The organism is Thermogutta terrifontis (assembly GCF_002277955.1).
GTDB lineage: Bacteria > Planctomycetota > Planctomycetia > Pirellulales > Thermoguttaceae > Thermogutta > Thermogutta terrifontis.
On the sequence record NZ_CP018477.1, the window covers coordinates 2,347,943 to 2,373,378 of the forward strand.

Annotated in this window: 18 protein-coding genes; 8 read left to right on the forward strand and 10 right to left on the reverse strand. The window is 56.1% G+C overall.

Going from position 1 to position 25,436, the window contains the following annotated elements; translation table 11 throughout:
• Positions 1-201: 201 nt before the first annotated feature.
• The gene (locus THTE_RS08750) at positions 202-1,491 is read left to right on the forward strand and encodes a uroporphyrinogen decarboxylase family protein (protein WP_207651813.1); all 1,290 of its coding nucleotides are present in this window, start codon (positions 202-204) and stop codon (positions 1,489-1,491) included.
• 21 nt (positions 1,492-1,512) lie between these two features.
• Here the strand turns inward: THTE_RS08750 and THTE_RS08755 are convergent, their stop codons facing one another.
• From THTE_RS08755 to THTE_RS08765, 3 genes are all read right to left on the reverse strand, one after another.
• Positions 1,513-2,601: a FemAB family XrtA/PEP-CTERM system-associated protein gene (locus tag THTE_RS08755; protein WP_095415074.1), complete on the reverse strand. Its 1,089-nt coding sequence runs from the start codon at positions 2,599-2,601 to the stop codon at positions 1,513-1,515.
• 231 nt (positions 2,602-2,832) lie between these two features.
• Positions 2,833-4,785: a type 1 glutamine amidotransferase family protein gene (locus THTE_RS08760; RefSeq protein WP_095415075.1), complete on the reverse strand. Its 1,953-nt coding sequence runs from the start codon at positions 4,783-4,785 to the stop codon at positions 2,833-2,835.
• A 103-nt stretch (positions 4,786-4,888) separates the two neighbouring features.
• On the reverse strand, positions 4,889-5,884 hold the full coding sequence (locus tag THTE_RS08765) for a 6-phosphogluconolactonase (protein ID WP_157731966.1): 996 nt from the start codon (positions 5,882-5,884) through the stop codon (positions 4,889-4,891).
• 631 nt (positions 5,885-6,515) lie between these two features.
• On the opposite strand from THTE_RS08765, the gene aspS reads away from it, so the two are divergent.
• The 4 genes from aspS (at position 6,516) to THTE_RS08785 (ending at position 11,648) form a co-directional block, all read left to right on the forward strand.
• The gene (aspS, locus tag THTE_RS08770; RefSeq protein WP_095415077.1) at positions 6,516-8,282 is read left to right on the forward strand and encodes an aspartate--tRNA ligase; all 1,767 of its coding nucleotides are present in this window, start codon (positions 6,516-6,518) and stop codon (positions 8,280-8,282) included.
• Between the two features lie 97 nt (positions 8,283-8,379).
• Complete coding sequence (locus THTE_RS08775; protein ID WP_095415078.1) at positions 8,380-9,132, forward strand: redoxin domain-containing protein; 753 nt, start codon at positions 8,380-8,382, stop codon at positions 9,130-9,132.
• Positions 9,133-9,186: 54 nt separating this feature from the next.
• Complete coding sequence (locus THTE_RS08780) at positions 9,187-10,419, forward strand: acetate/propionate family kinase (RefSeq protein ID WP_095415079.1); 1,233 nt, start codon at positions 9,187-9,189, stop codon at positions 10,417-10,419.
• 185 nt (positions 10,420-10,604) lie between these two features.
• A complete protein-coding gene (locus THTE_RS08785; RefSeq protein ID WP_207651815.1) occupies positions 10,605-11,648 on the forward strand; it encodes an aldose epimerase family protein in 1,044 nt (347 codons plus the stop codon).
• Positions 11,649-11,814: 166 nt separating this feature from the next.
• Here the strand turns inward: THTE_RS08785 and THTE_RS08790 are convergent, their stop codons facing one another.
• A complete protein-coding gene (locus THTE_RS08790) occupies positions 11,815-13,149 on the reverse strand; it encodes a sulfatase family protein (RefSeq protein WP_237260241.1) in 1,335 nt (444 codons plus the stop codon).
• 78 nt (positions 13,150-13,227) lie between these two features.
• Positions 13,228-14,439, reverse strand: coding sequence for a beta/alpha barrel domain-containing protein (locus THTE_RS08795; RefSeq protein ID WP_095415082.1), 1,212 nt, complete (start codon positions 14,437-14,439; stop codon positions 13,228-13,230).
• A 383-nt stretch (positions 14,440-14,822) separates the two neighbouring features.
• Between THTE_RS08795 and cbiE the strand changes: the two genes are divergently transcribed.
• Positions 14,823-16,109, forward strand: coding sequence for a precorrin-6y C5,15-methyltransferase (decarboxylating) subunit CbiE (cbiE, locus tag THTE_RS08800; protein WP_095415083.1), 1,287 nt, complete (start codon positions 14,823-14,825; stop codon positions 16,107-16,109).
• A 132-nt stretch (positions 16,110-16,241) separates the two neighbouring features.
• On the forward strand, positions 16,242-17,003 hold the full coding sequence (locus THTE_RS08805; RefSeq protein ID WP_095415084.1) for a PIG-L family deacetylase: 762 nt from the start codon (positions 16,242-16,244) through the stop codon (positions 17,001-17,003).
• Between the two features lie 64 nt (positions 17,004-17,067).
• Here the strand turns inward: THTE_RS08805 and THTE_RS08810 are convergent, their stop codons facing one another.
• From THTE_RS08810 to THTE_RS08825, 4 genes are all read right to left on the reverse strand, one after another.
• A complete protein-coding gene (locus THTE_RS08810; RefSeq protein ID WP_095415085.1) occupies positions 17,068-18,075 on the reverse strand; it encodes an RluA family pseudouridine synthase in 1,008 nt (335 codons plus the stop codon).
• A 25-nt stretch (positions 18,076-18,100) separates the two neighbouring features.
• Complete coding sequence (locus tag THTE_RS08815) at positions 18,101-19,087, reverse strand: hypothetical protein (RefSeq protein ID WP_095415086.1); 987 nt, start codon at positions 19,085-19,087, stop codon at positions 18,101-18,103.
• A 311-nt stretch (positions 19,088-19,398) separates the two neighbouring features.
• A complete protein-coding gene (locus tag THTE_RS08820) occupies positions 19,399-22,017 on the reverse strand; it encodes a discoidin domain-containing protein (RefSeq protein WP_095415087.1) in 2,619 nt (872 codons plus the stop codon).
• Positions 22,018-22,456: 439 nt separating this feature from the next.
• Positions 22,457-23,590: a tetratricopeptide repeat protein gene (locus THTE_RS08825; RefSeq protein ID WP_168175819.1), complete on the reverse strand. Its 1,134-nt coding sequence runs from the start codon at positions 23,588-23,590 to the stop codon at positions 22,457-22,459.
• Between the two features lie 375 nt (positions 23,591-23,965).
• Between THTE_RS08825 and THTE_RS08830 the strand changes: the two genes are divergently transcribed.
• The gene (locus THTE_RS08830; protein ID WP_095415089.1) at positions 23,966-24,526 is read left to right on the forward strand and encodes a hypothetical protein; all 561 of its coding nucleotides are present in this window, start codon (positions 23,966-23,968) and stop codon (positions 24,524-24,526) included.
• Between the two features lie 21 nt (positions 24,527-24,547).
• Here THTE_RS08830 and THTE_RS08835 read toward each other — a convergent pair whose 3' ends face one another.
• Positions 24,548-25,351, reverse strand: coding sequence for a cytidylyltransferase domain-containing protein (locus tag THTE_RS08835; RefSeq protein ID WP_095415090.1), 804 nt, complete (start codon positions 25,349-25,351; stop codon positions 24,548-24,550).
• Between the last annotated feature and the right edge of the window lie 85 nt (positions 25,352-25,436).

The following is a 25,436-nucleotide window of genomic DNA, read 5'->3' on the forward strand; positions in this document are numbered from 1 at the left end:
CCCAACGCGGTATTCACTCATGCTCAGTGTGGCAGCATGTTGCTCACCAATAGGCTAGTCTAACCCGAAAACTTCCGCAAGAGACCGGCTAAGCGGGGTGTTCTTCGGTATGAGGTGCCGATTGACCGAGATTGCCGAGATTGTATCATGGGCGCCCGAGAGCTGAGACTGAAAAATTTTGTTTAACTGGGAGCGGCAACGATGGGATTGACCTCGCGACAGCGGGTGCAGATGGCGCTTTCGCACCAGGAGCCAGACTACGTTCCGCTTGATCTGGGTGGTAGTGCCGTCACGGGAATGCACGTTAGCAGTGTTTACCTCTTGCGGCAGGCCTTGGGGCTCGATCCACCAGGGACCCCGGTTAAGGTTGTCGAACCTTACCAGATGCTGGGTGAAATTGACGAACGGCTCCAGGCGGCGCTGGGCGTGGACGTTGTGCCGCTCGGTCGTCGCAAGAATATGTTCGGCTTTGAGAATAAGAACTGGAAACCCTGGCAATTGTGGGATGGGACGCCTGTCCTCGTTCCCGGAGACTTCAACACCGAGCCGGAACCAAATGGGGATCTCCTGATGTATCCCGAGGGAGATAAATCGGCGCCCCCGAGCGGAAGAATGCCAAAAAATGGCTTTTATTTTGACACAATCATCCGTCAGGAACCAATCGATGAGGAGAAGCTCAACCCTGAGGATAATCTGGAAGAATTCACCCCGATCGATGACGATGAGCTGCAATGGCTGGCTACTGAAGCAGATCGGTTGTATCGCGAAACTGATAAGGCGATTCTGGCTAATTTTGGTGGAACCGCCTTTGGAGACATTGCCCTTGTGCCGGCCCCATTTCTGAAGCATCCCAAGGGCATCCGCAATGTAGCGGAGTGGTACATGAGCACGGTGACGCGGTTTGACTATGTGTGGAAGGTTTTTGAAAGACAGTGCGAGATCGGTATCGCGAATCTCAAAAAAATTTACGAGGCGGTGGGTGATCGTGTGACCGCCGTGTTCATTACGGGGACGGACTTCGGCCAACAGCATGGGCCGTTCATCAGTCCCCAAACGTATCGGCGGCTTTTCAAACCGTTCCACCAACGAGTGAACGCATGGGTACACGAAAACACTCCCTGGAAAACGTTTATCCACTCGTGTGGTTCGGTGGTGGCCTTTCTCGACGATTTCATCGAGGCTGGTTTCGATATTCTCAATCCGGTGCAGTGCTCCGCGGCCGGTATGGACCCACGAATGCTCAAGGAAAAATACGGCGACCGCCTTGTCTTTTGGGGTGGAGGTGTCGACACACAGAAAACGTTGCCCTTTGGAACGCCTGATGATGTCCGCCGGGAAGTAAGGGAACGGATAGAAATTTTCGGACGCGGTGGAGGGTTTGTTTTTAACACTGTGCACAACGTTCAGGCAAGGGTTCCGGTGGAAAACCTCCTGGCCCTGTATGAGACGGTCAATCAATGCCGAGGCCTTCCATTTCCGGTAACACGCTGACCAAGATTGGCCGTGCTCGAACTACGGAATTCCTTTAACAATCCATGGGCCTAAGCACCGCGTCAACCAGACGGGCAGGCGCCGCCACACGGCAGTTGCGAAACGGAAACGGGGGTTATCGGGACGGAGATCACGCGCGGAGCCGCGAAAAACGTGGTACTGCCAGTGCGCGGGGTGCGGCTGTGCGCCCCACTGTTTTTTGAAACGGTAGGTGGAACTCTCAAGAGTGCTTCGTCCAAAATCGAATTCGGCTTGTCCTCGTTCGATGCTCCGCTTCAGCATCGCCCAGTAAAGTCCCATATTGGCACAGGTCCAGTTCCACTTGCGGAGCGAGCTGGCGCTTGGGACTTCGGTGACGCCCGACCCGTGCAGAACGATCCCCGCGGCCAGTGCCCGATGTTTGAGCCGCACGATAGCAATTTCGGCTTCGGGAAACGCACGCAAGATACCGGCAAAAAGTTTTCGAGGAAAAACGGGCGTACCGAGATCCCGCATATTGTGGCAAAAGACGCGATAAAACTCCGTAAGAAACTCTTCCCGACCCCACTCCACGACAAGGCCCAGTTTTTCGGATTTACGAATTTGATTACGGACCTTGGGTGAAAGGCTTTTCCACAGTGCCTCGACCGTGTCAGGAAGTGCGAGCCGCATGTGGACCTTGTCGGTGACCGCCTGGGGGAGCGCCGGGTGCTCCACGGGGCGGTCGTGACGCAATTCGAGGTACCGCACCCCAAGCCGCTCCGCCAGCAGTACAGCCTCACGAATCAGCCCGGACGCGTTCTCTGGTCTTCCCAGCGCCCCGCCGTAATTGACATATGGGAGGCTTACCAAGCGTGACCCGAACAGTGGGCTTCTGACGTGGGCGAGGGGAAGAATTGTTAGATACGTTTGCCTCTCTGAGGAATCATGACTTCCTGGCCGATCACAGGCGACCAAACAGAACGGTCGATGTCCCAAAGCCTCGCGGAGTACCTGCAACCACCGCGGATGGCGTGATAGGAAAGGTGTGCCGCTCGCTTTATAACAGGTTTCCAAAGCAGCCTCGGCATCAGGAAGATCTTCCGCCGTCAGGAGTTGAATGTTACTGTCTTGGCAAGGAGTTTGTGGCATACACCATCAGCCGTGCGAGTTTAAAGGGAGAGCTCTTCACGTGCTCAATGGCAGAGACGCCTCGCAATCGGGACGAACAGACGTGGCAACGCCGCTGGTTTAAACCCATGATAATCAGCGGCGTGCCGGCTGGCATCGTCCGGCAAGCCCACACCGCGGGCGAACAACTGTACCGTGGGCTTTCATGCTCGCGGGGAAAAAGCACCGGAGATCGGCAAGGAGTGGTCGATATTATTTTTCGAGAAGATAGAGAAACGTGTTCGGACCGTCTGCCCGACATGTGATCTGCTGCACATTGTGGCCAACTTCCTGGCCGCTGAACAGCTCCATCACACGGGAACAGGGCTCGCGCAGGCGGAGTTGCCACTCGCCCGGCCGGGCTGTATGAAAGGCGATGAAGTGGCTGTTTACGTAGCAGACCTGGTCCTCTTCGCAGTAGATGTGCACGCCCGCCTTTTGGGCGATTTCTCGGAGCGTTGCTCCCGACAGGTTTGGCTTGGGTGCCAAGACCGATCGCCAGGCAGAGAAATCCTTCACCGTGATCTCCTGTGCCCCAACGGGTAACCCGGTGAGTTTCTCCACTCCGTCCGGGTCATACCGGCCGTTCCAAATGATACCCGGTGAGCGAATCCAGACCACTGTGCGATGGTCTTTGAAGACTTTTTCCGAAAGAAGATTGATTTTCTCGTCATCGACCACGAATAGATTGGGGAAGATAACCATCTTGTATTGGCTGAGGTCCACGGTGGCCAGATCGCTGAAGACGTAAATGTCGTACGGTGCGCCCATGCGTGCCAGGCCAAATCGCTGGCGGGAAAGCAGATCGTTGTAGATACTGGCGTGGCCATCCAGGTAATAAAAGCTTTCGCTATCAACGAGAACAGCAACTTCGCTCACGGAACGCGTTTGAATTGGGGAAAACCGCTGCCAAAGGCTGGCCATTTCTGCGAGGGCCTGCCGGACCGCGGGACCATCGTACCAGTGGCCGAACATGTCGAACCACCATAGGGCAGTCCCGTTGATCAGCCCCAAGGCGAATTCCCTCCGTAGTCCAGCGATGGTGGACTGCTCGTCGGGAAATCCCGACTCATGTCCCGGTACGGGGCGCCCCAACAGGGTGACGCTTTTCGCGGTGTGGGTGCGGTGATCGATTTCATGGACAAACCCTTTTCTGTGGTGGCGGATAGACGCCAGGCACACCATGAATCCACTTGCCCCGCCGATTTGCCGATCGAAATAAGAACCTGGAGCGAGAAAAAAGTCCACGTCGGGCGAGTTGAGGACCTTTTCGAACCCGAGATGCCCTTCGTAAAGGAGCCGCCCAGCAGCGTGTTCCAGCCAGTATCCATAATACACGCCAACAGGAACGCGATGCCGAATGACCTCTTGGGCGGCTTTCGCGTAAAACAAAATCGTATCGGCGATCAAGTCGGCATTAAACTTCCAGTAAAGGATGCTTTGACGGTCGGCAACTGGATCTCGAAACAAACCATGGGTCACGTGCTCTCTGACCGAGGCAGGGGGAATGTCCACAGGGTCCGGTAAACCCTGCGCAATCATCCAGTCCCGCCACGCTTTACGGCGAACTGCGCTCTCTTCGCCACGCGCCATATCCTGCCATTCAAGGGTCATACCTCCCACAAGCACGTAGGCTATGATTCGCTCGCTATAATTGGCCTCCAAATGTTTTAAGAGAGTTTGCAGATACTCCCGGGTGTCCTGCCGCCATCCGGGATGTGCAGCCACTTTTCCCAGTTTCGTGAAACTATCGTCACGATCGGCTGCTGCTCCCAGCCAGCGAGGCCACCACACAGGTGTATTGAGATCGATTTCCAGAATAATTTTCGCTCGCGGATTGGCCTCGAGTATGTCATGGATTTGTTGATCGACGCAGTCCAGGCGGTGCATCCCAGGTCCAATCCAGATCGGCGGATACGGACTGTACGGTACACCGACCGAGGAGAGCGTGTTGGCAGGGAAAAAGGTGACCACGTCGATGCCGAGCGCTCCAAACTCCTTGAGGGTTGTGAGATCGCGGAGGTAAGAGTGGTAGCCCATAAAGCGAACAGGAGCTGGGCAAGGCGCCGGCTCCTCGGCATAACCAGAGAACGTCATACGGGAACCGACAAAAACCGTCAAACCGGCAGCCAAGCCTGTGATAAGAAGCTGTGTGATCCGCCGCACGACACGACCCTCCCTTTCAGTGATTGGCTCGAAAACGCAAACCGGAGCCGTCGCGATAGCGTCTTGCAAGGCCGCCGTGGCCGAGGAGCACACCGCAGCTCTGTTAACGTTCGTAACTAATCTTCATTGTGTCAAAGACACTGCATATCCGCGAAATGATGGCGGATACGTCGCTGGATTGCGGGCCCCGAAGGCTTTCCGCCAGTTTGACCAAGGCGTCGCGGGTGACAATATGCTTGTTGCGATATTCAAGGAGAGCCCAGGCGGCGGCCTCCGTTGTGCGGACGACACCTTTTCCAAACCGCTTGAGAGCACTCGCGGGGACAGCTTCGTGAACGACATCCGACCCAAAGGCAGCGAGGAGGGCAAAGGCCTTGCTGCCCTGCGGAACGTTTCCCTCGATGACGTGTCGCGTTGTGAGAAACATGGAAACGCTGCATGTGTAGGCAGACCTGGGAACATCCTCAGGTTTGGTGAAAATGTGCGGATGGTCCCGCATTTGCTGGTCCACATTTTCCGCGGTCAGCGCTACTTTCATGAACTGCGGTGGCGTATCGACTGGGATTCCGGGCTCGTGGAATCCCCAATGGCCATTTTCCCCAATCCCCATGATTTGAAGGTCCAACCCGTGAGTCAGAAGCAACTCCTGGTAGCGACGGGCTGCGGCGTCCGTATCCTCGGAGTCAGCATCAAAAAGATGAACCCGACCGGGGTCGCAATATGATGCCAAGGGTATGAAGAAATGCTTCAAGAGCAGATACCGGAACGAAGCGGGATGGTGGGCCGGGAGCGGGTAATCATCGAACTGAAAGTAATGCGTGCGGGAGCATGCCCGTTGAAGCTGGGGAGACATTTCGGCCAGTTGCACATAGGCGCGATAGAATGCAAAGGCCGAAGGGGCCGCCATGATGATGAAGCTGGCCTTGCCTTGCTCTTCGACAAGTCGGAATTGTTCCCGTGCCAGTCGAATTGCCGAGGCGCGGCCCATCTCTTCTGCCGTCTTGTACACGACCACGGTGACCCCTGATAACGGCACGACCGCTGAAGGTTGCGGGGACTGGAGCTCAAAAACCGGCTGAACGGAGTGGATGTCTTCCATGGGCATACTTCCTCTAGATACGGGATTGGCATTGTCGGAATTGTTATCACGTTGCTGCAACGGCATCAAGGTTCTTCCTCGCTGGTCACTCGCGAATTTCGGGTGAGTGACACCGGTCCGCATCGCGTGCGGCCGTGGAAGCCGATGAGTATTCTCTCGCGTTGCGGTGGCAGGCAGCCACCGACATGGCGAGACGGCAGCTAATATAAGCCTGTTCCGGTCCCTGTCAAGCATCTTGATGGCTGACCCGTCCGCACTTTTTGCATGGGCCTGTGAGAAGGCAAAGGTTCGATATGTGGTGGGAACAATTCATGCATTGCGCCTGCAAAAAAAAGGTCGGGATGGGTAGGTTCATCAGGGTCTGCGCTGCACCCGCGAGGCTATGGGACAGGACTTATCGCACATCCCCTTGCGAATCTCCGTGGTTGGCCTGCCGGAATCAGTCTGCCTATGAAACAAACGACGCTGGGTTAAAATAAAAAGTTTGTGTTTGTCGCTCAGAAGGACCCGTGGTGCACACAACGCTCAAAAGCCGGTTACCACTCCATTGATCGGTTGGCGATAGACTCCCCTCAGAGCGGGGATGGATGGCCTCCAAGGGCGTCTGTTTTGCGGAAAAGGAGTCGAAGCTTTGCTGAGAACACACACTTGCGGAGAACTTCGTCTTCAGCACGTCGGTCAGCGCGTTACCCTTTGCGGTTGGGTGGATACATATCGGGACCACAAAGGGGTTCTCTTTGTTGATCTTCGCGATCGCTACGGCAAGACGCAGATCGTTTTTTCCTGCGATGCGGGAGAGGAACTCCATCAACTCGCCAGATCGCTGCGTCCGGAGTACGTGATCCGGGTGACGGGAATTGTGGAACGCAGGCCCGAGGGAACGGAGAATCCGAAGTTAGCCACAGGTGAAATAGAAGTTCGGGCAGAGGAATGCGAGGTTCTCAATCGGGCGGTGACGCCTCCGTTTCTTCCCAGCGCCCCGGATCTGCCCGGCGAGGAAATTCGGTTGCGATACCGGTACTTGGATCTTCGTCGACCGATGATGCAGCAGATTCTCATGTTGCGGCATCGGATGGTCAAGATTATGCGAGATTATTTCGACGAGTTGGGGTTCATCGAGGTGGAAACTCCGATGCTGGGGCGAAGCACGCCGGAAGGAGCCCGGGATTATCTGGTGCCCAGCCGGATTCAGAAAGGTACCTTTTACGCACTACCCCAATCTCCACAACTATATAAACAGATTTTGATGGTGGCCGGATACGACCGGTACGTGCAGATTGCCCGGTGTTTTCGCGACGAAGACCTGCGTGCGGATCGGCAGCCGGAGTTCACGCAGTTGGACCTTGAAATGTCCTTTGTGGATGCCAATGATGTCATGACGGTGGTGGAAGGCTTGATGGCTCGTCTGTTCAAAGAGATTCTTGGGAAGGAACTCGCGCTTCCCCTCCCCCGCATGACCTATGACGAGGCCATGGAGCGATTCGGGCACGACGCTCCCGATCTTCGTTTTGGCATGGAGTTAACAGATATCACGGATATTGCCCGCGAGTGCGATTTTCGTGTCTTTCGGGAGGCTGCCGAGACCGGTCAGCGGGTGCGCGGATTGGTTGTGCCCGGTGGCGCGACGCGTTATTCCCGAAAACATATCGATGAAATGACGGAGTGGGTGAAGCAGGATTTTGGAGCGAAAGGCCTCGTGTGGTTTCGAGTGGAAGAAGGAAACGTCCTTAATTCAACGGTTGCCAAGAATTTTTCTGAATCGCATTTAAAAGCGATTGGGGAAAAGATGAAGGCGCGTGCGGGGGACTTGCTCCTGTTTGTGGCTGACACGTTTGATGTCACCTGCAAGGCCCTTTACGGTTTGCGAAAAAGATTTGGCGCCGAGCTTGGACTTTACGATCCCCGTGACATGCACCTTTCGTGGATTGTGGAGTTCCCGATGTTTGCCATCGATCAGGAAGATGGCGGCTGGACGGCGATGCACCATCCGTTCACGTCTCCACGACCACAGGACCGAGAGTTTCTTAAGAGCGATCCCGGCCGCTGCCGAGCACAGGCCTACGACCTTGTGCTGAACGGGACTGAAGTGGGCGGCGGGACGATCCGTATTCACAATCCGGAGCTCCAGCAGGAGGTGTTCGAAATTCTGGGAATTGACGAAGCACGGGCAAAGGATCGGTTTGGATTTCTTCTGGAGGCGCTCCAGTATGGTGCGCCTCCCCATGGGGGAATCGCACTAGGAGTGGACAGACTTGTGGCGATTTTTGCAGGCGTGGATTCGATCCGGGATTGTATTGCTTTCCCCAAGACTCAGCGGGCTGTCGATTTGATGACGGGTGCCCCGAGCGAGGTTGATCCGAAGCAACTGAAAGAGCTGGGGATAAAAATCGAGAAATGAGTAAGATATCATAGGCTTGAAGGCAGGCTGAGAGACGGCGGCCTGGCCCACGCACAGCGTCAGGTGTGGCATTTTCGTTGAGAGCAGGAGGTAAGCAATGAGATGTCAATGGCACCGGAGGACAGAACTTATTTCCATCGCCTCCATGGTTCTGGGGCTTGGCCTGCTGGTGTCTCTCGGATGTCCGCGACCGGTTTCTCAGGAGAAGGCGAAGGTCTCGGGGCAGCCGCAAGTCACGTCGCAATCTGTTTCCAATCCATCAGCCGCGGGTCAACCTTCAACGGAAACCGAGCAACCGGCGACGCCTCCATCCCCGGTGACCGAACCGGCGCCCAAAACAGAACCGAAAATTCCTCCGGTTGTGATGGCTGAAGTCGATCGGGCGCAGTGCAAACTGTTTGTGGGTGACGGGGCCGCTTTGGCAGCACTTCCCAATCTCGAGAGTCAGGAAACCGACGTGAAACAATTGTTGGGAAGCAAGGGCACTGTCTTGGTTTTCTTCTCTGCAGGTGAGAGCCAGAGAAAAAGACTGCTGGCGTCGAATCTGCTAGCTGATCTTCAAGAGGACATTGCGAAGGTGAGCGGCAGTTCCGGGATTTCGGTGGTCGCGATTCATGTGGGGGACGACAAGGGGCAGCTTGCGGCGGTGGTGAAGGATGCCCAGGCCGAGTTTCCCGTGCTCATTGACCGCGACGGCAAATATTACGGCCAATTTGCAACGCACGCTCCCCCTGCCCTTTACCTCCTGGATAGCTCGGGCAAGATTGTGTGGCTGGATATCGAATACAGTCGGGTGACGAGAGAGAACCTGAAACAGGCTGTGGCAGCTCTCGTGGCGGGGAAGTCGTGACGCAACGTCGCCGGGGACGAGGCGAATAATTGGCCGGCGGGAGTGGCAGTATCCATGAAAATCCTCGTCATCAACGCAGGTTCAAGCAGTATCAAGCTCGCCCTGTACACCTGGAACGATCTCAATTGTATCGCGCAGGGTTTGGTGGACTTTGGGGTGGGTGCGGGGTCGGCGGAAATTAGCCTCCAATATCATGATGGAGTCTCGAAGACAAGGGTTCCCGCAACCAGTTACCGAGAGGGCCTGCTCTCCGCTTTGGATTCTCTGAAAAACGCAGGGGTCATCGAGTCCAACACAGAAATCTGTGCCGTGGGGCACCGCTTAATTCACGGTGGCGAGACGCTCCGCGAGCCTGTGGTGATTGACGAAGAGGTCAAAAAAATCATCCGCAGTTTTCGGCCCTTGGCTCCCCTCCACATCCCCGCTGGCCTTGAAGCGATCGAGGCGGCTGAATCCTTATTCCCCTGGGCTGTGCAGACCGGGGTGTTTGATACAGGTTTTTTTGCCGATATTCCGCCGGCGGCCTATCTGTATCCGGTTCCGTATGAGTGGTACACAGAGTGGGGGATTCGGCGATTCGGATATCACGGCACAAGCCACCGGTACGCATGCGAGCGGGCTGCCGAAATGCTCGACCGTGATTTAACAAGTCTCAGGCTCATCACGTGCCATCTTGGACAGGGTTCCTCGGCGAGTGCTATTCAAGGTGGTAAAGCGGTGACCAATACGATGGGATTCACGCCGCTGGAAGGCTTTATGATGGGAACCCGCTCCGGTACTGTGGACCCGGGGATCATCACGTACGTCCAGAAGCACTACGGGCTTACAGTCGAGGAAGTGGAGGAAATCCTTCACAAACGTTCGGGATTACTTGGAGTTTCCGGGGTTTCTGGCGATTATCGGCAGGTGTATGAGGCAGCAAAGGCCGGTAATCCGCGGGCCAAGTTGGCACTGGAAATGTATGCCTATCGGGTGCGAGCAATGCTGGGAGCGCTCGCGGTCACGATGGGCGGAGTGGATGCCCTCGTGTTTACCGGGGGTATCGGGGAAAATGCGAGGGAACTCCGGGCGGACATTTGTCGTGGTCTGGAGTGTTTGGGGCTGGAGTTGGACCCAGAGCGCAATGCCCACGCCACTCCCGATGCCGAAATCTCGGCTGCCAGTTCGTCCGGCAGGATTCTTGTGATCCACTCGCGGGAAGACTATATTCTGGCACGGGAAGCCAAGCGGCTGGTTGAGAAACGTGAAAAAACCGATGTCGCATCGGTGAAGGCGTCGGAAAAGTAGTCGCTTCTTCCCATTCTTAATGGTTGTGGAGGGGTCGAACCATGTTGCGGGAAACATTTCACAGGGCGAGGCGTAATCGGGGGCAATGCGAGAAAGATTCACCCATTCGGTTTGGGGGCGTGCTGGTATCGGTTGTGTGGCTTGCGTTGGGGTCGTGCTCCGGTTTTGCGAGTGAGAGTTCAGCGATGAAAGTGACAAGAGAAGTTTTTGGAAAAACGCCTGAGGGTCAGGAAGTTTACCTGTATCAACTGGAGAATGGACGGGGACTGACCGTGCGGGCGATGTCCCTGGGGGCTACACTCACGGCAGTGGAATACCCGGACCGTGAAGGCAAACGGGAAAACGTGACTCTTTATCTGGAGACACTTGAGGATTACCTCAGGGGGCACCCGTGCTTCGGTTCCGTGTGTGGGCGCTACGCGAACAGAATTGCGAAAGGGCGATTTGAATTGGATGGTGTCGTGTACCAGTTGGCGACGAATAACGGTCCCAATCATTTACACGGAGGCCGTGTGGGATTTCATCAACGACTATGGCAGCATGAGCCGGTTCAGGGAGACGGATTTGTTGGCGTGAAGTTCACCTATGTCAGTCCTGATGGGGAAGAAAACTATCCTGGGACCTTAACTGCTACGGTCATCTATCGAATCACTCCAGACAACCGTTTGGAGATGGAGTACTTCGCGACGACTGACAAGCCCACGGTTGTGAACCTGACGAATCACGCTTATTGGAATCTTGCGGGAGCAGGCGTGGGGACTATTTTGGATCACATTCTGCAGATCAACGCGGATCGATATTTGCCCGTCGATGACACGTTGATCCCCCTGGGTGAAATGGCCCCTGTTGAGGGAACGCCCTTCGACTTTCGTCAGCCCAAACCGATTGGGCGGGATATCGAAAAAACGGGCGGGGGTTATGATCACTGTTTTGTCCTCAATAAGTCCCGGCCGGGCGAGCTCTCGTTCTGTGCTCGGCTTGAGGATCCGAAAACGGGCCGTGTGATGGAGGTGTTCACCACGCAGCCGGGCGTTCAGGTGTATACAGCCAACGGCCTGAACGGCCGCCTGGGCGCGCACGGTCGAACCTATCCCAAATTCGGTGCCGTGTGTCTGGAAACTCAGCACTTTCCTGACTCGCCTAATCGGCCGCAATTTCCATCCACGGTGCTCCGACCGGGCGGAACATACCACGAACTGACTGTCCACCACTTTTCCGTGGCTAGGTAGGTGTCTGCCAATAGCGAATGGTCCGACACCCTGTCTAGCTGGTGGCATTATCTCCTTCCGAGACGTTGGAAGGAATTAGCACAGAGCCTGACATAGGTAGAGCGGTGAAGCACCCGCGAATATTCCGCGCCGTTCTGCCCTCGGAACCGGCCTGTTCCGCGAGGTTCTATTCTTTCCCGGACCACCAGTGATCGAGCTCTTCCATGAGCTTCTTGACCAGTTCGGGATGCGCACTCGCGAGGTCCCGAGTTTCAAGTGGATCAGCCACAACGTCGTACAGTTCCGGTTTGCCATTCTGGTCGGCGGGCACGATCAGCTTCCAGTTTTCGTGAATAATCCATCGGAACGACAGGCTCTTGGTCGGGTGATCCACGTCGGCCACGTTGTGCTCGTAGATTTCACCAAAGATCGCCCGCCGTTGCTGTACCGCCTCGCGATTCAAGAGATTGATACCTGGAAGATTGGCCGGGACCGGAAGGCCACACGCCGTCAACACGGTGGGTGCAATATCGATACTGCTTGCCAAATTCTCATCATCGCGCAGAGGCGTGATCTTCCCCGGCCAGGACACCATGATGGGAGTGCGAATCCCGCCGTCGTACGGCGACCGTTTGGAACGCGGTGCAAACTGATTGGGCCGATTCGGATCCTGAATCCACCCGTTGTCTGCCAGGTAAATGATAAGCGTCGATTCTCTGAGCTTTTCTTTTTCAAGGAACGCTATGAGATCGCCGCATGTTTGATCGAACCACTCACACATGGCGTAATAGCGGGATTGCGCTGGGGTCAGGTCGGGGCGCTGGTACTTCTGGAGGTACTTCTCCGGTGGAGTGTGAGGAGAATGAGGCATCATCGGGGCATACCAGACGAAGAACGGCTTCCCCGCCTTTTTGGCTCTTTGAATAAAGTCGAAGATGGGCTCTAACCCCTCTCGGCCGATCGCAAGCCCGGCATCCCCGTGTCGCCCTCCCCGCTTGGGATCCCCGTGCGTCATACCTTCCGTGAATCCCCCACGGGTGTAGGCACCTTCCCACCACTTTCCTGTCTGCAAGGAGATATACCCAGCTTGACCGAGGAGTCTGGGCAAGGTTGGGTGCGTTTCAATTCGTCGCATGAGGGTTTCGTAAAACCGGGCAAATTCGGGACGGGCCCTGCCCGCCATCGGATTGACCTTCGGGTCGGGGAGCGTAGGGTCATTTCCCGTGATCCCGTGCTGGTGGGGATACAATCCCGTGATGATCGTGGCGAGAGAAGGACGGCAAAGTGAATCCGGGACATAGCCTCGGGTGTAAACAAGCGATTCTCGCGCGAGCCTGTCCAGATGGGGCGTCTGTATCACCGAATGGCCCATGAAACCATAATCCGTCCATGCCTGGTCATCGGAGATGATGAGCAGGACATTTGGTCGGGACGATTCCTGCGCAAGACCAATCCCCCCTGTTTCTCTCAAAAAGACAAAAAGAGCACCAACCAGCAGCAACCACATTGAAGCACGTCGCATGGGATGCCTCCTCAAACACCACCTTGTGGGGTAAGGATCCAGAAGGTCTCAGGGGCCGTTTGAAATTCCAGCAGAGGCCTAACCGAGTATTCGCTTCCAGCGTTCGATATTGTACCGCGCCTTTTCGAGGGGAGTCATCTTGCTGAAATCTGGGTCGTCAGGCGGCTGCCGCCATGTGGCGATGGTGACTCGTGGCTTACTGGGGCCCTGATCGGTACTCAGTTGCCGAGCATCGCGCCCTGTACTACCTCCGCGTCCAGAATAACTGTGCGAGGTCTGGGTAAGCTGAAGGTCGTCCTCCAATGGCCGATGAGGTGGCACGCCTAATTTTTCCAGGTCGGCATGGTAGGCACGGACCGCCTCGGCAGGCAAAATCTCGTCATCAGCAATGAGCCGCAGGTACTTGATGAAAGTCAACTGGTCTTCCGCGTTGTTGATCTTCCGTCCGTAAAGAGCCACCCGGGCACCGTACTTTTTGGCCTCCCACAACATGTGAAACGCGTCGTAGGTGGTGCCTGCTGAACCACCCAGGATGCCGACCACCAGCGAGCTGTCGTAGCGGCACAGTGCCTCCATGGCTTCGGGGCCATAGTAGGGGATTTTCAGAAATAAAGGACGGCCTGTGCTTGTCACTCCCGCCAGGGTTCGCACGATGTGGTCGTTAACGAACCGCGGAACGTCCCGCGGGGCGTTTTGACCGGGCGCGTTGGGACTGAACACCTCCAGAAAATGCCGAAAGCCTTTTCTTTCTGCCTCCAGTCGGAATTCGCGATAAGCCTCGAGCGTTCGCAGATCAAGCTCCACGTCGTTGTTGAACGTAACGGAATACAATCCTAAATCCGCCCCTAATTTGCGTTCCTCCGGAGTGCATTCGACCTTGCCGCACATGATATGGTCGAGAGTCGCCGTACGAAAAGGTCGCGATGGTTCGCGATCGTAGATGCCCAGGCCACCCCCCGCCAGCCAAATATCAGTGGCGTCGTTGGCTCGTACGGCGGGAGTGACGTGACTGTTGTCAAAAATTCTTTCGCGGATTGTCAGAACCTCGTTCGTGCTGGCGCTCATGAGCATGATGTCCACCAGACCCTGAGCCACAATCTCGCGGATGATCTGGCGGTATTCGTCGAGCGTTCGAAAGCGGGCTTCGTGAGCATGATGTTCCGGGCTTTTGCCGGGAGCGGACAGTCCAAAAGCCATGTCCGCATCTTTCGCATCCGCGAGAATAAAATCGCGGCAGGAGCGATCAGCCTTGATTCTCGCCAGCTTAATGTCAAGTGTTTTTTCTGGCATTGAAATATCCCTCGTTCCCGCAGAGACAGGACCTCCGGCCAGTCACTATCTCACAGATGGCGCGGAAAGATTTTTGTTCACCTCCAACCTGACTTTGGCAATCCCCAGTCAAACATCGCCCATCGAGGTTGTCAAGTCAAGCAGGCGAAGTCCGCTCTTGAAGGTTGGGGTGTGGAAGCCATTGTCCGGACCGGTACGACGATTGAGAGTTGACGGCCAACAGCGGCCCGAGGAAAGCCACCACTACCGTGGGTTGACGCTGTCCCGTAGAATCAGCCCAAAGGGCCTTACGAATCGAATCAACAGGGACTGGGACGCTGGAATAGCCGCTCAACGGCAGGCGACAGTGGACAGGTGAGCAACGGATAGGGATCAGAAACGCGATGAGCCAACGCATCGGTGATAAGAATGATAAGATTTACGTCGTGGGAATCGGTGAAGACGGATTTCTTGGGCTTACCGAGTATGCCCAAAATACCATCCGGTCTGCGGATGTTATTGTCGGTGAGCCCCACTGCCTTGAGCTTGTGCGGAATGTTGAGTTTGCGAAACCGGTGCAGATGCTCACTGTCTCCGGTGCTCTGGACGAGATTGTCCGGCGGATCGAGGAAAACTCCGACAAACGCATCGTGGTGCTGGCCGTTGGTGACCCCCTCTTTTACGGAACGGCTCGGTACCTCTGGGAAAAACTGGGAAAAGAGCGTTTTGAGATCATTCCCCACGTCAGCATGATGCAAATGGCGTTTGCCAGGGTGAAGGAAAGCTGGGAAGATGCCTTTCTGGCAAATTTGTCAACAACTTCTTTGGAAGACATCTTCAATCAAATTCGCTCTGCAGAAAAGGTCGGGCTGTTCACCAGCGAAGAACTCCCGCCCAACGTCATTGCGCAAAAGCTGCTTGATGTGGGCCTTGACTACTTCACAGCCTACGTGTGTGAGAATCTCGGAGCACCCAACGAGCGTGTGACTTGCGGTGAATTGCAGGATATCGCGTCGCACACCTATTCGCCGCTCAATGTGTTGATTCTCATTCGGAAACCTGACGTCCCGGACCGTCCCCTCAGCTTATGGGGAAAACGGCTTTTTGGAAATCCGGACGATGCGTTCTTACAGGCAAAACCCAAGCGCGGCCTCTTAACTCCCGCAGAGATTCGGTCGATTGCCCTGGCGGAACTTGATGTGGGGCTGGCGAGTGTGGTATGGGACGTTGGCGCCGGAAGTGGTGCCGTGGCCATCGAGGCCGCTCAAATTGCCAGGGACGGACGTGTTTACGCCATCGAAATGGATCCCGAAGACGTTCGCCTGATCGAGGAAAACGCCAAACGGTTTGGTGTGACGAACTTGGTCACAATTCTGGGGCGTGCCCCGGAGGCGTTGGCTGACCTACCCGCACCCGATTGTGTGTTCATCGGGGGGAGCGGGCGTCAGGTTGCCGAGCTATGTGAGCTGGCGTTTGAGCGACTGAAACAGCGGGGACGCCTGGTGGCAACGATGGGCAGTTTGGAAAACGTCGTGGATGTCCACCAGAGGCTCCGCCGACTCTCGCGCGTGGTGAATGTCCTCATGATTAATCTGGCACGGGGATTCTACCAGTTTGACCGTGTGCGGTTTCAGGCACTCAACCCCACTTTCCTTGTTTCCACGGTCAAAGTCAGGGAAGCGAGGGCGTGAGGTTTCGGGCAGAGCTGAAGGGGCAAGAGAAGGTTTTCAGCCAGGTTCAAAAAATACCCTCGTACTTTCGACCATAGATCGCAGATGGGCGTGATGGGTCTTGAGAGCAGAGCATCCGAGCGAGATGACAAAATGATCCAGAAGGCAAGTATTATTCACGATATCCGACAGTCAACTCAGGAGACGGTTGACGTTATTGCCGTAGGTGCCCACCCCGACGATGTGGAGATCGGGTGTGGAGGGTTTTTGCATTCACTCAGTCGGCGGGGCTATAGGGTCGGCATTATCGATCTCACCGATGGCGAGCCAACGCCGAACTGTCCCAGTCCCGACCAGCGGCTTGCCGAAGCGGCCCGAGCGGCCCAGGAACTCCAGGTTAAGGTCCGAGTAGTCCTATCGTTGCCGAATCGCCGGCTGTTTGATAGCTTTGAAGCGCGCATTGCGCTGGCGCACCAGTTTCGGGTCCTCAAACCGCGGTGGGTACTGGGATTAGGTGCATCCACACCCATGGCCTCGCCAGATCATGAGCAAGCTGGCCGAATTACCGAAGCCGCAGTGTTCTACAGCCGTCTTTCTAAATGGGAAGAGTATTTCGAAGGGCTGCCGCCTCATACCATCGATTTCTATCTGCATTATTTTCTGGCCCTTCGTTATACAGTCCCTCCAGGACGGCATCCGGTGGTTGTCAATATCAGTGACAGCCTGGAACCGAAGCTCCGCGCGATCGCGGCCTATGAATCTCAATTCGCTCACCGCCCTGAAATTCTGGATAGGATCCGCATTTACTGCCAGCAGTTAGGGCAAAGTGTTGGTTTTTCGGCGGGAGAGGTTATCAGCCATCCGACCGGCTGGGGATTCAACGACCTTTTCGCCGGGATGCTGGGATCGGCGTGAATAAATCCGCTTGATGTTTAACAACGTGAGCGGATGCCACGGTCATCTGGTCGCTGTCGCACGGTCACCTTTGAATATTCTCCAAAGACCGATACCGGCGGAGTTCTTCGAGCACTTGTGCGATATCCTGGGGAAGGGGTGCTTCCACCTCCATTCGCTGCCCGGTTCCCGGGTGGGTGAATCCCAATTTCCAGGCGTGAAGGGCCTGTCGGGAAAGTAGAACGGTCTCATCGGAAGGATCTCGCCGGATCTCGCCGCGTGTGAGAACCGCCCGTCCTCCGTACTGACGGTCACACAGAACCGGACAACCCACATGGGCAAGGTGTACCCGAATCTGATGGGTGCGCCCCGTTTTGGGATGCGCGGAGATCAACGCGAAACCGTCAAACCGCTCTAGGACCCGATAGAGTGTTTGGGCCGATCGCGCTTCCGGATCGAATCTGCGGATGGCCATTTTTTCGCGTTGCCGCGGATGGACCCCAATCGGCTGATCAATCCAGTCGGCATCGCGGTCAGGCACGCCGGAAACGAGGGCGAGATATGTCTTGTCCACCGTCCGTTCCGCGAACTGCGCTGCCAGCTTACCGTGGGCCAGGTCGTGTTTGGCGATAAGAATGGCTCCACTTGTGTCGGCGTCCAGGCGGTGGACGATGCCAGGTCGGTTTGGACCTCCCAAGGTGCTCAGTTTCCCACCATAGAGGTACTGGATGGCGCTGGCGAGAGTTCCCGACCAGTGGCCGCGCGCAGGGTGGACGACCATTCCAGGTGGCTTATTGATAACCGCCAGCCAATCGTCTTCGTAAATCACCTCGACCGGAATATTCTCCGGTTTGGGACATTGACGAGGTAATTCCGGCAGGACTACCCGAACGCGCTGGCCGGGTTTTAATCGATACGCGGGTTTGGCCCCTTTGTCGTCCACGGTCACCCCGCCTGCCGTGATGACCTGGCGGAGCAAACTCCGACTGTACGCCGGAAAGTGATAGACAAGAAAGGCGTCCAGACGCCAGTTTGCTTCCTGAGAGGTGACCGTCAGCTCGACAGGGGTGTCACTCAGCCGTGCATCGGCCATATGGTTGCCCCCGAGCACCGCTTAATTATTTCCCGGAGTTGCTGGAAGCCTCATTACCTGAACTGGCTGGCAATTCGGCTTTCGGCTCTGATGATTTGTCTGATTGCCGGGGTGGATTGGCCGCGGGGGCAGTTCCCTCAGCCGATGGCTGAGCAGGCCCGGCCTGGGTTTTGTCGCCATTCGGAGCGGGCAACTCGGGCAACTGGCCAGGGGTTTGCGAGAAAGCAGCGGGTTGCTGCGGCTGACTTTGAGATTGTGGACTATTCGACTCTGCAGCCCCCCCAGGAGCCGGTGGTGTCGGTGGTGTGCCCTCCATCGGTCCCGGGCTGACTGGCGGAGGCAGCACGCTACCAGTGCCTTCCGTGCTGGTTGCAGGCTTGGGCGGCTCATACGCTGCAAACATGTCGTAGAACTGCCGATTTTCTGGTTTGTTCAGGAATGCAATACGGTGACGCGCCTGCTCGGCATAGGGACCGTCGGGCCACCGATCAACCAACTCTTGATAGATCTTAATGGCATTTTCCAGTTCTCCCTGACCCTGTCGGGTTCCGGACAGGGCTTCGTACGCCCTCGCAAGTCCCCAAAGTACCCTTTGCTGGAAAAACGGAGACCCAGACACCCCCCGCACGGCGAGATATCCGTCGATCGCTTTGCGGAGTTCTTGAGCGGCATTCGCCTTGTTGGAAAGGATTTCCTGGCACCCGAACCGGAGGTGAAGATCTGCCGCCAGCAAACGAGCCCAATGCCCGGCATCGGTCCGCGGATACTGCTCGGCGACGGCTTCCAGGTCCGCCGGACCGCCTGTTTCCAAGGCAGAGTACAGGGCGTTCCATGCGTTTTGCTCGACGGCTCGCGCCCAGTTTGCCCAGACAATCCAGCCCACGTACAGCACTATGATCGCGAGCAATCCAATAAGAATGGCCTGGGAATACGGCGCGATTTTTTGCATCCAACGCCCGATGAGCTCGGCCAGTTCGTTTTCTTTCAGCTCTTGCCGTCGTTCTCGTTTCATTGACCTGCAGTCCTCACGCGCTCATCCAATTTTGAATCCACTTTTGCCGCGAGAATGGCAACCCGGGTGCTCCTCCGAGTTTCCATGGTTTTGGATTGTCAGGAGCCTAAGTCCGAGATCTTCTCGCTTGCTGTCAAGTTTTTATCTTACCGGAAAGGCGTTACGGGAAGAAGATCGGTCACTCGATCAGTTGGGTACACTCCGCTTGTGTGATGGAGCTGTTTTGACTTGCAGGAGGAGCTAATCCCGGGCGCCGGGTGGCAACTGTTAAGGGGTAAGATGCCCCCACAGTGTACGCTCCAGACTTCGCGTCAGGGTGATTCATCTGGTAAAAGGATTTTCAAATCAAAGGGGCGGATGTCGATGCGATCGAAGGCCTGGACTTCCGTCACGCCCAAACTACGCCGCGGGGCGACGCGGAAGCGAACAAACTGTGCGGTGACGGGCGATGACAATGGGAGAATGTAATTCCAACCCTGAGCTGTTTCGTCATCCGGAAGCATGTGATTAATGGGAATCTCCCGACGCCACAGATTCAGATTGAATGTCCCCTGTCGAGTAAAGTTTTGACCATCGAGCGACGTCCAGACCTCCACCTCATCGCGGACCTCTCCTTTGAGAGCATCCCACCATGGCCACCCGGCCGTCAGATGGATCCCAAACCCAGCGATTTGTTGAGGCTCTTGCATGTCGACAGTGATCTCCGCAGGGCCGACCTTCTCATCCAATCCCACTGCGTATTTCATGGATATTCCGCCCGCATAATTCGGCCCGACCACACCATCCGTGAGTTTCTTGCGTTGAGGGTCGTCTGCACCCCAAGCCCCGGTAGGCTCAACATTGATTCGGTAGGGCTTACCGACCAGAAGATTTCGACCTAACTCTTGCCAAACATCACTGACACGCTGCCCCAGCCCGAGGCGGTTGTCCGAATAGCCGTAGTGAGTCGTTCCAGAATTCGTGGGACATTCCACGGAGAGGCTTTTAACAATGGGATGGTCAACCCCGCCCACGTCGATCGTGTATCTCATGGGCACATGGTCGATGCGTTGCCGGTGGGACCGTGTGATGCGAGCGCGATCACTCTGCACTTCTTCCCACGTGAAACACACATCAAAGGGCTCGAAGGCAGGACCTGTCGCCTGGTGCCGGACCTCCATGCGAACGCTGTAAATACTGCATGCCATCGGGCCGGCCTGAGGAGCCTCAAGTGAATATTTCAGCAGTACCTCGTGTGAATCTGCAGGAACATCCCGCACAGTTGCATAATGGATCACGTCCCAGGGTTGAGATGTGTCGGTCAGCGTCCAGTCGGTATGCCAGGTTTGCCCTCCGTCAAAAGAATGACTCAACCATATTCTGCCGCCGGGGACACGGTTATAAAACCGGCCGCCATAAATTAGGCTCGTAATTGGCCTGGGGCACTGGACGCGGTAGATCGTAAACGCCTCAGTGCGAGGTTTCTGGGCAAACATCACTCCTCGCCATCCAGCGTGTTCTTTTTCAGTGGCGATATTCTGCTCCTCGAGCATAAACTGCCGATAGGAGTCTCCCTGAAGATCGGGCCAGATGACGACGCAATCGGTGGGTTCTCCCACGTCGACAAACACGGTGTTAAGTCCCAAACGAAGTTGCGGCTGCATTTTTGTATTGAGCATTGTCCGCGTTTCAATCGAAATGTCGGAAACGCCCGCATCTTCAGCATTTTTATTCGCCAGCAGTATAAACTTAACGAGTATTTCATACTGCCCGTTTACTTCGTCAATTAACAGTTTTTCGATGGTTTCGTCCGCTGGGCCCACTTTATCATAAACCGTTTGCCAATTGGTCCCCGATGTGGTACTGACCGCGATGGTGAGGTGATCATCAGGACTTTGCATTCGGGCGCTGGCACGAATGATCTGCGACGTGGCAATGTTTGCTGGCGTGATTTTGAAGACGATTTCCCCTGGTTTCCCCGCTTCGACTGGGCAGACCATCCCGCTTGGCGATACTGCGACATTTGAGATCGAATAGGCCGATCGAGCTAATTCGTCGGGAGTCAACAGCGGTTTGAATGTCCAAACCCCATTGCCGCGAATGCGATAACGCGGATTAGTTGACTCTGGATCTTTTCCTCGATTTGGCACAAAGTATTCACGTGAATTACCCAGGTTGTAGTAATAACGAGTATATGACTCGCCTTTATGCAAATTGAGGATATAACGGTGCCCCCAGTCCCAGTTGTTGTAGTAGGTGCGGAGCTTAAGACCATTCGGATGAAAGCACCGGGCCTCCTGATCCAAATCCCGTGCACAGTCAGCACCTGTGAGAAAGCCGTTCGCGCTGGTAGCAGTGAGGCAGTGATACTTCACAACATGGCCCATCTCACTATGGCCGCCCGAAAGCGCACACGCTCTGGTATCGCCCAAATCCTCCACGCCTGCGATCGTCTGGCGGTCGCAGAGCGTATAAAGGGCCGACATGGAATTGTCATACATGTGCCACCGGCCCTCGTAAAAGCACTCGGAGACGGTATGCAGGGTGACGTCCCAAAATCGCACAGGCAAGCCCAGATGGTGCCACAGCGCGCAATTCATTCCGGCCACAGTGCTGCACATGGTGTATCCAAAGTCATTGAACTGGCGAATGGGATCGGTCACCTCGACGCCATGGAAAACCATCGGACTGGTTTGCCGACGGCCGACATGAACCCAATAGAAAAGCGCCCAGCAGCGATCCTTTGGAGCTGACCAGGCTCCTGTGGCGCTGCGAAGGAAGCTTTCCATGTCGTGACAATCCGGACTGGCATCCGTGACCACTTTGATGTTACACACTTGCCCCCACAGAGGGGTTGGAACCGAAAGGAACAACGCGATCAGCGCGGCCAAGAAACCGTAACGCATCGGAGGGGCTCCCGAGAATGGAATCGTTTGTTGGTCGTTGGCCATGATTGTGCTCTCCCACTTGTCGATTTGTCAACGGTTTAGACACCGTAACAGACCAGGACTTGGAAAGCCTCGGCGAAGGCGTCTGTGAAACTGAGATTCGGTTCGAATACGTCAGCGTGTCGGTCCGCATCTGGCGTAACTTGCTCATCGGGTGCGAATTCCAGTACGCTCATTTTGGCGGACTCGACGCGCGCACTCCCCGGCACCTCTCTGCCGCGGACTGATGCGCAATATCGATAGAAAACCCGCGGTTTCGACAGCTGAGGACTCCACCGCGATTTCTCAATCATGGCGTCCGTGGGCGGGAGTGCGAGCCCTTGTCCCGGGCCGGGAACTCTCTACCGGCAGGCAGAGAGCATCTTTGGTGAGGCTCCGAAACCAGATGCACTACGCAACGGGCATGTGATTGAAGGAGGGCCGGTCGTGCCTGGTCGTGTTTTCAGCGGATGGGCGGAAAAGGCTGCACAGCCGACGCCGATTGTTCCTGTGACGAGGTGAAAAGGCCAGGGGCCTCATCGATAGGGGGCAGAGGTGCTACAAGGGATGGCGAAGGAGCAGGGCTGGGTGAAATCGTGGGCGCGCCGGCGGTTTCAGACGACAAATTGCGATTCTGACCGAAATCTACACGCTGACCGATCTTGGATGGATCGGGTGCGATTCTCTCGGTATTCGCAGTGCTGGGTGCTGACGTCTTAAGCCGACTGGTGAGCGCATCGCGCCAGGCGATCGCATCAGGAAAATTGGGGCGTATGGCCAGGGCCCGGTTGAAATACCGCAACGCGGCCACGTTGTCTCCCTTTTTGGCCAACAGGTAGCCCAGATTGTAGCAGGCCGTGGCTTCGTCATGCACCGCGGAGAGATGCCTCATCGCCCCGCTCAGATCTCCAATCTGTACGAGCACGGTGGCCAAATTATGCCGATACCGTGGTTCCCGAGGGGCGAGATTGACGGCTTTCTCAAATGCATTGATGGCGTCGCGAGACCGGCCCAGCCGGGCATAGCAGAGCCCCAGGTGGTTCCACGCGGGTGCGGAATCGGGATGCGCTTTCACGGCTTTGGAGTAGTAATTTAGAGCGTCCTCCATGTTTCCCTGCCGATCTTTCAAGCGTCCCAATCCCAATAGGGCGTCGAGATATTTGGGATCGAGTTGGAGCGCTTTCTGGTAGTACTGCTCAGCGTTCTCCGGCTGCTGAGCGTCTTCCGCCAATCTCGCCATGGCCACATAAAGTCGGGGACTCGGTTTGGCCTTGGTGCGCAGCGACGTGGGGTCGGGAGCCTGGTGGACCGGCTCGGAGAATGTGAGTAATTCACCAACTTTTTCTAATCCGTCTTTGACCCCCGCGAGAAGGTCAAACTCGCCGGAGGGATTGGCACCATTTGCTCCACCAGCCTGTGTTGCTAAAGGAGCCGTCGGCGGCTTAGCGGAGGTGGTGCGGTTGAACAAAGGGGCCTCGGAAAGGGTTCCCGACCGTGTGTTGTTCGCCGAAAGAGAGGTACTTCGACACCCGGCAAACAGCGCGATTACCAGGAAAAACCCCAAAGGATGAACGAGTTGGAACCCAACCCGAATCATGACTGGATTCTCCATGCAACTTTGGACGCATGCGCGGAGCGATCCCCCAGCCTCGCGCGGGAAATCGATCCATCACCTAAAATCGGCAAAACCGGCAGATAAGTTGAATCCGATTTGTGCAACGAGACAAGATGCGATGACTTTTCCGGGGGCGGCTTCCGTCAATGGAGCCTCCCGCGGGTTTGACAGCGTCGAGAGACTCTTCCCTTACGTGGAATTCGGTGGGAATTGTAGAGCAGAGTCGCCGATACATCCTATAGCCGCACAACGTCCGTCATTTTCGTCATTTTGCCGTCAGATGCAACCAAACAATCAGGCAACTCCCGGGCAAAGGCTGGGACAGCCTTTCCGGCTGCAAGCGTCGCGAGGTGATCCATGAAGACTTTGTGGCAACTGGTTATATCGGCAGGCTTTGTGATTGGGATGGCGAACACACTCTGGGCGGGGGGAGGCTTCTTCCATAGCATCGGTGTGGACACGGCACGAAACAACTGCTGGCCGGATACCTTCGTGCCGTCAGACCGCGCAAGTGTGCGACTGCCCTTTGTCGCCATGGTGGCCAATGGCTGGATGAAGCAAAACCTGATCAGTGATCATTTGTTTGACGAGTCGGGGCAGAGACTCACGGAAGCCGGCCGTCGCAAGGTGCAGTGGATCGTGACCCAGGCACCTCTCCAGCATCGCACGATCTACGTCAAGAAGACATTGACCGAAGAGGTCAACCAGGCGCGGATCAATGCCGTCATGGCGGCGGCAAAACAGGTCATCCCACCGGATCAGAATGTGGATGTCCGTTTAACCGACGTCGAAGCCCCGGGCTGGCCGGCCGAGTATGTGGACCACGTGGAACGCTCATACTACAAGACAATGCCCGAACCGCGGTTGCCCCCCAGAAGCCCTTCGGGAACGGAAAGCGGGGGTTCAGCCTCGAACTGAGCTCCGTGCGGGTCATCCCATTTACCGAGGACGGCGGATCGAATGGGGTTCTGTTAAATTGTGTTGAGAAGAAGGTCCCTCGCGTCCTGCTCCCAGATTGATCGCTTCCATCTGCCGCCGCAAGGACGGGCAGCCCTCGATGAGTCCGGCAATATGATGCCCATCACAGTCCGGGCCGAGGGCATCAACAATAATCTGGTGCACCTCCCAGTCATCCTCGTTGACCAGCACGAGCCGAATGTCGCGGCGGTCGAGTTTTTCCGGAACCGGGATCCAGTGGACTCGAAATCGGTCCGGATGAGCGTAAATATACCGCGTTGGGTGCTGTCGGTCCTCGGCACTCCGAAGTTTTTCATTCAGTCGATGGAGAGTCTTGGTGAGAACAAGTTCACCATAAAGGACTGCCGAGCTTAGCATGGCCGGTGTGCCGTCCTGAGTTCGGTAACCCACATAATCGGCCGGTTCGGGAAGGCGACGCGATTCTTTCACGAGCCGATCCACCAGGAACCGATCCACAAACGGGCACACCGTCTCGAATCGCACAAATTTTTCGCACGGATAGGCTTCGAGTGCCTTTGCCCACAGCGACAGAATATCCTCCGCTTCGGCGGCGAAGACAGGAACGTCTAACGGAACGAGGTCTTTGACGAACTCATTGGCTGGATCGGCCGTCGTCACGACGATGACACCGTCGAGCTGCTGGCAATCGGTGGCGCGACGCGAGACCCATTCCAGAACGGACTTGCCCTGCAATCGCCCGGCTGACCGACGACGTTCCTTGTCGGTACGAAAACAGGCATCGACGATTCCCAAAGTTTGAATCATTCGGCCCAACCTCCTTACTTGGGCTGCGATTCGTGCGAGATGCTCTACCAGCGGCCAATATACCACGTGACTATCACAGGCGTCA

Excerpts from the sequence above, each read along its gene's own strand:
- THTE_RS08790 (WP_237260241.1), bottom strand. The coding sequence starts at position 13,149 with ATGCGACGTGCTTCAATGTGGTTGCTGCTGGTTGGTGCTCTTTTTGTC.
- THTE_RS08810 (WP_095415085.1), bottom strand. The coding sequence starts at position 18,075 with ATGGCCGATGCACGGCTGAGTGACACCCCTGTCGAGCTGACGGTCACC.
- THTE_RS08835 (WP_095415090.1), bottom strand. The coding sequence starts at position 25,351 with ATGATTCAAACTTTGGGAATCGTCGATGCCTGTTTTCGTACCGACAAG.
- THTE_RS08785 (WP_207651815.1), top strand. The coding sequence starts at position 10,605 with ATGAAAGTGACAAGAGAAGTTTTTGGAAAAACGCCTGAGGGTCAGGAA.
- THTE_RS08775 (WP_095415078.1), top strand. The coding sequence starts at position 8,380 with ATGAGATGTCAATGGCACCGGAGGACAGAACTTATTTCCATCGCCTCC.
- THTE_RS08765 (WP_157731966.1), bottom strand. The coding sequence starts at position 5,884 with ATGGAAGACATCCACTCCGTTCAGCCGGTTTTTGAGCTCCAGTCCCCG.
- THTE_RS08805 (WP_095415084.1), top strand. The coding sequence starts at position 16,242 with ATGATCCAGAAGGCAAGTATTATTCACGATATCCGACAGTCAACTCAG.
- THTE_RS08820 (WP_095415087.1), bottom strand. The coding sequence starts at position 22,017 with ATGGCCAACGACCAACAAACGATTCCATTCTCGGGAGCCCCTCCGATG.
- cbiE (WP_095415083.1), top strand. The coding sequence starts at position 14,823 with ATGAGCCAACGCATCGGTGATAAGAATGATAAGATTTACGTCGTGGGA.
- THTE_RS08825 (WP_168175819.1), bottom strand. The coding sequence starts at position 23,590 with ATGATTCGGGTTGGGTTCCAACTCGTTCATCCTTTGGGGTTTTTCCTG.
- THTE_RS08795 (WP_095415082.1), bottom strand. The coding sequence starts at position 14,439 with ATGCCAGAAAAAACACTTGACATTAAGCTGGCGAGAATCAAGGCTGAT.
- THTE_RS08830 (WP_095415089.1), top strand. The coding sequence starts at position 23,966 with ATGAAGACTTTGTGGCAACTGGTTATATCGGCAGGCTTTGTGATTGGG.
- THTE_RS08755 (WP_095415074.1), bottom strand. The coding sequence starts at position 2,601 with ATGCCACAAACTCCTTGCCAAGACAGTAACATTCAACTCCTGACGGCG.
- THTE_RS08815 (WP_095415086.1), bottom strand. The coding sequence starts at position 19,087 with ATGAAACGAGAACGACGGCAAGAGCTGAAAGAAAACGAACTGGCCGAG.
- THTE_RS08750 (WP_207651813.1), top strand. The coding sequence starts at position 202 with ATGGGATTGACCTCGCGACAGCGGGTGCAGATGGCGCTTTCGCACCAG.
- THTE_RS08780 (WP_095415079.1), top strand. The coding sequence starts at position 9,187 with ATGAAAATCCTCGTCATCAACGCAGGTTCAAGCAGTATCAAGCTCGCC.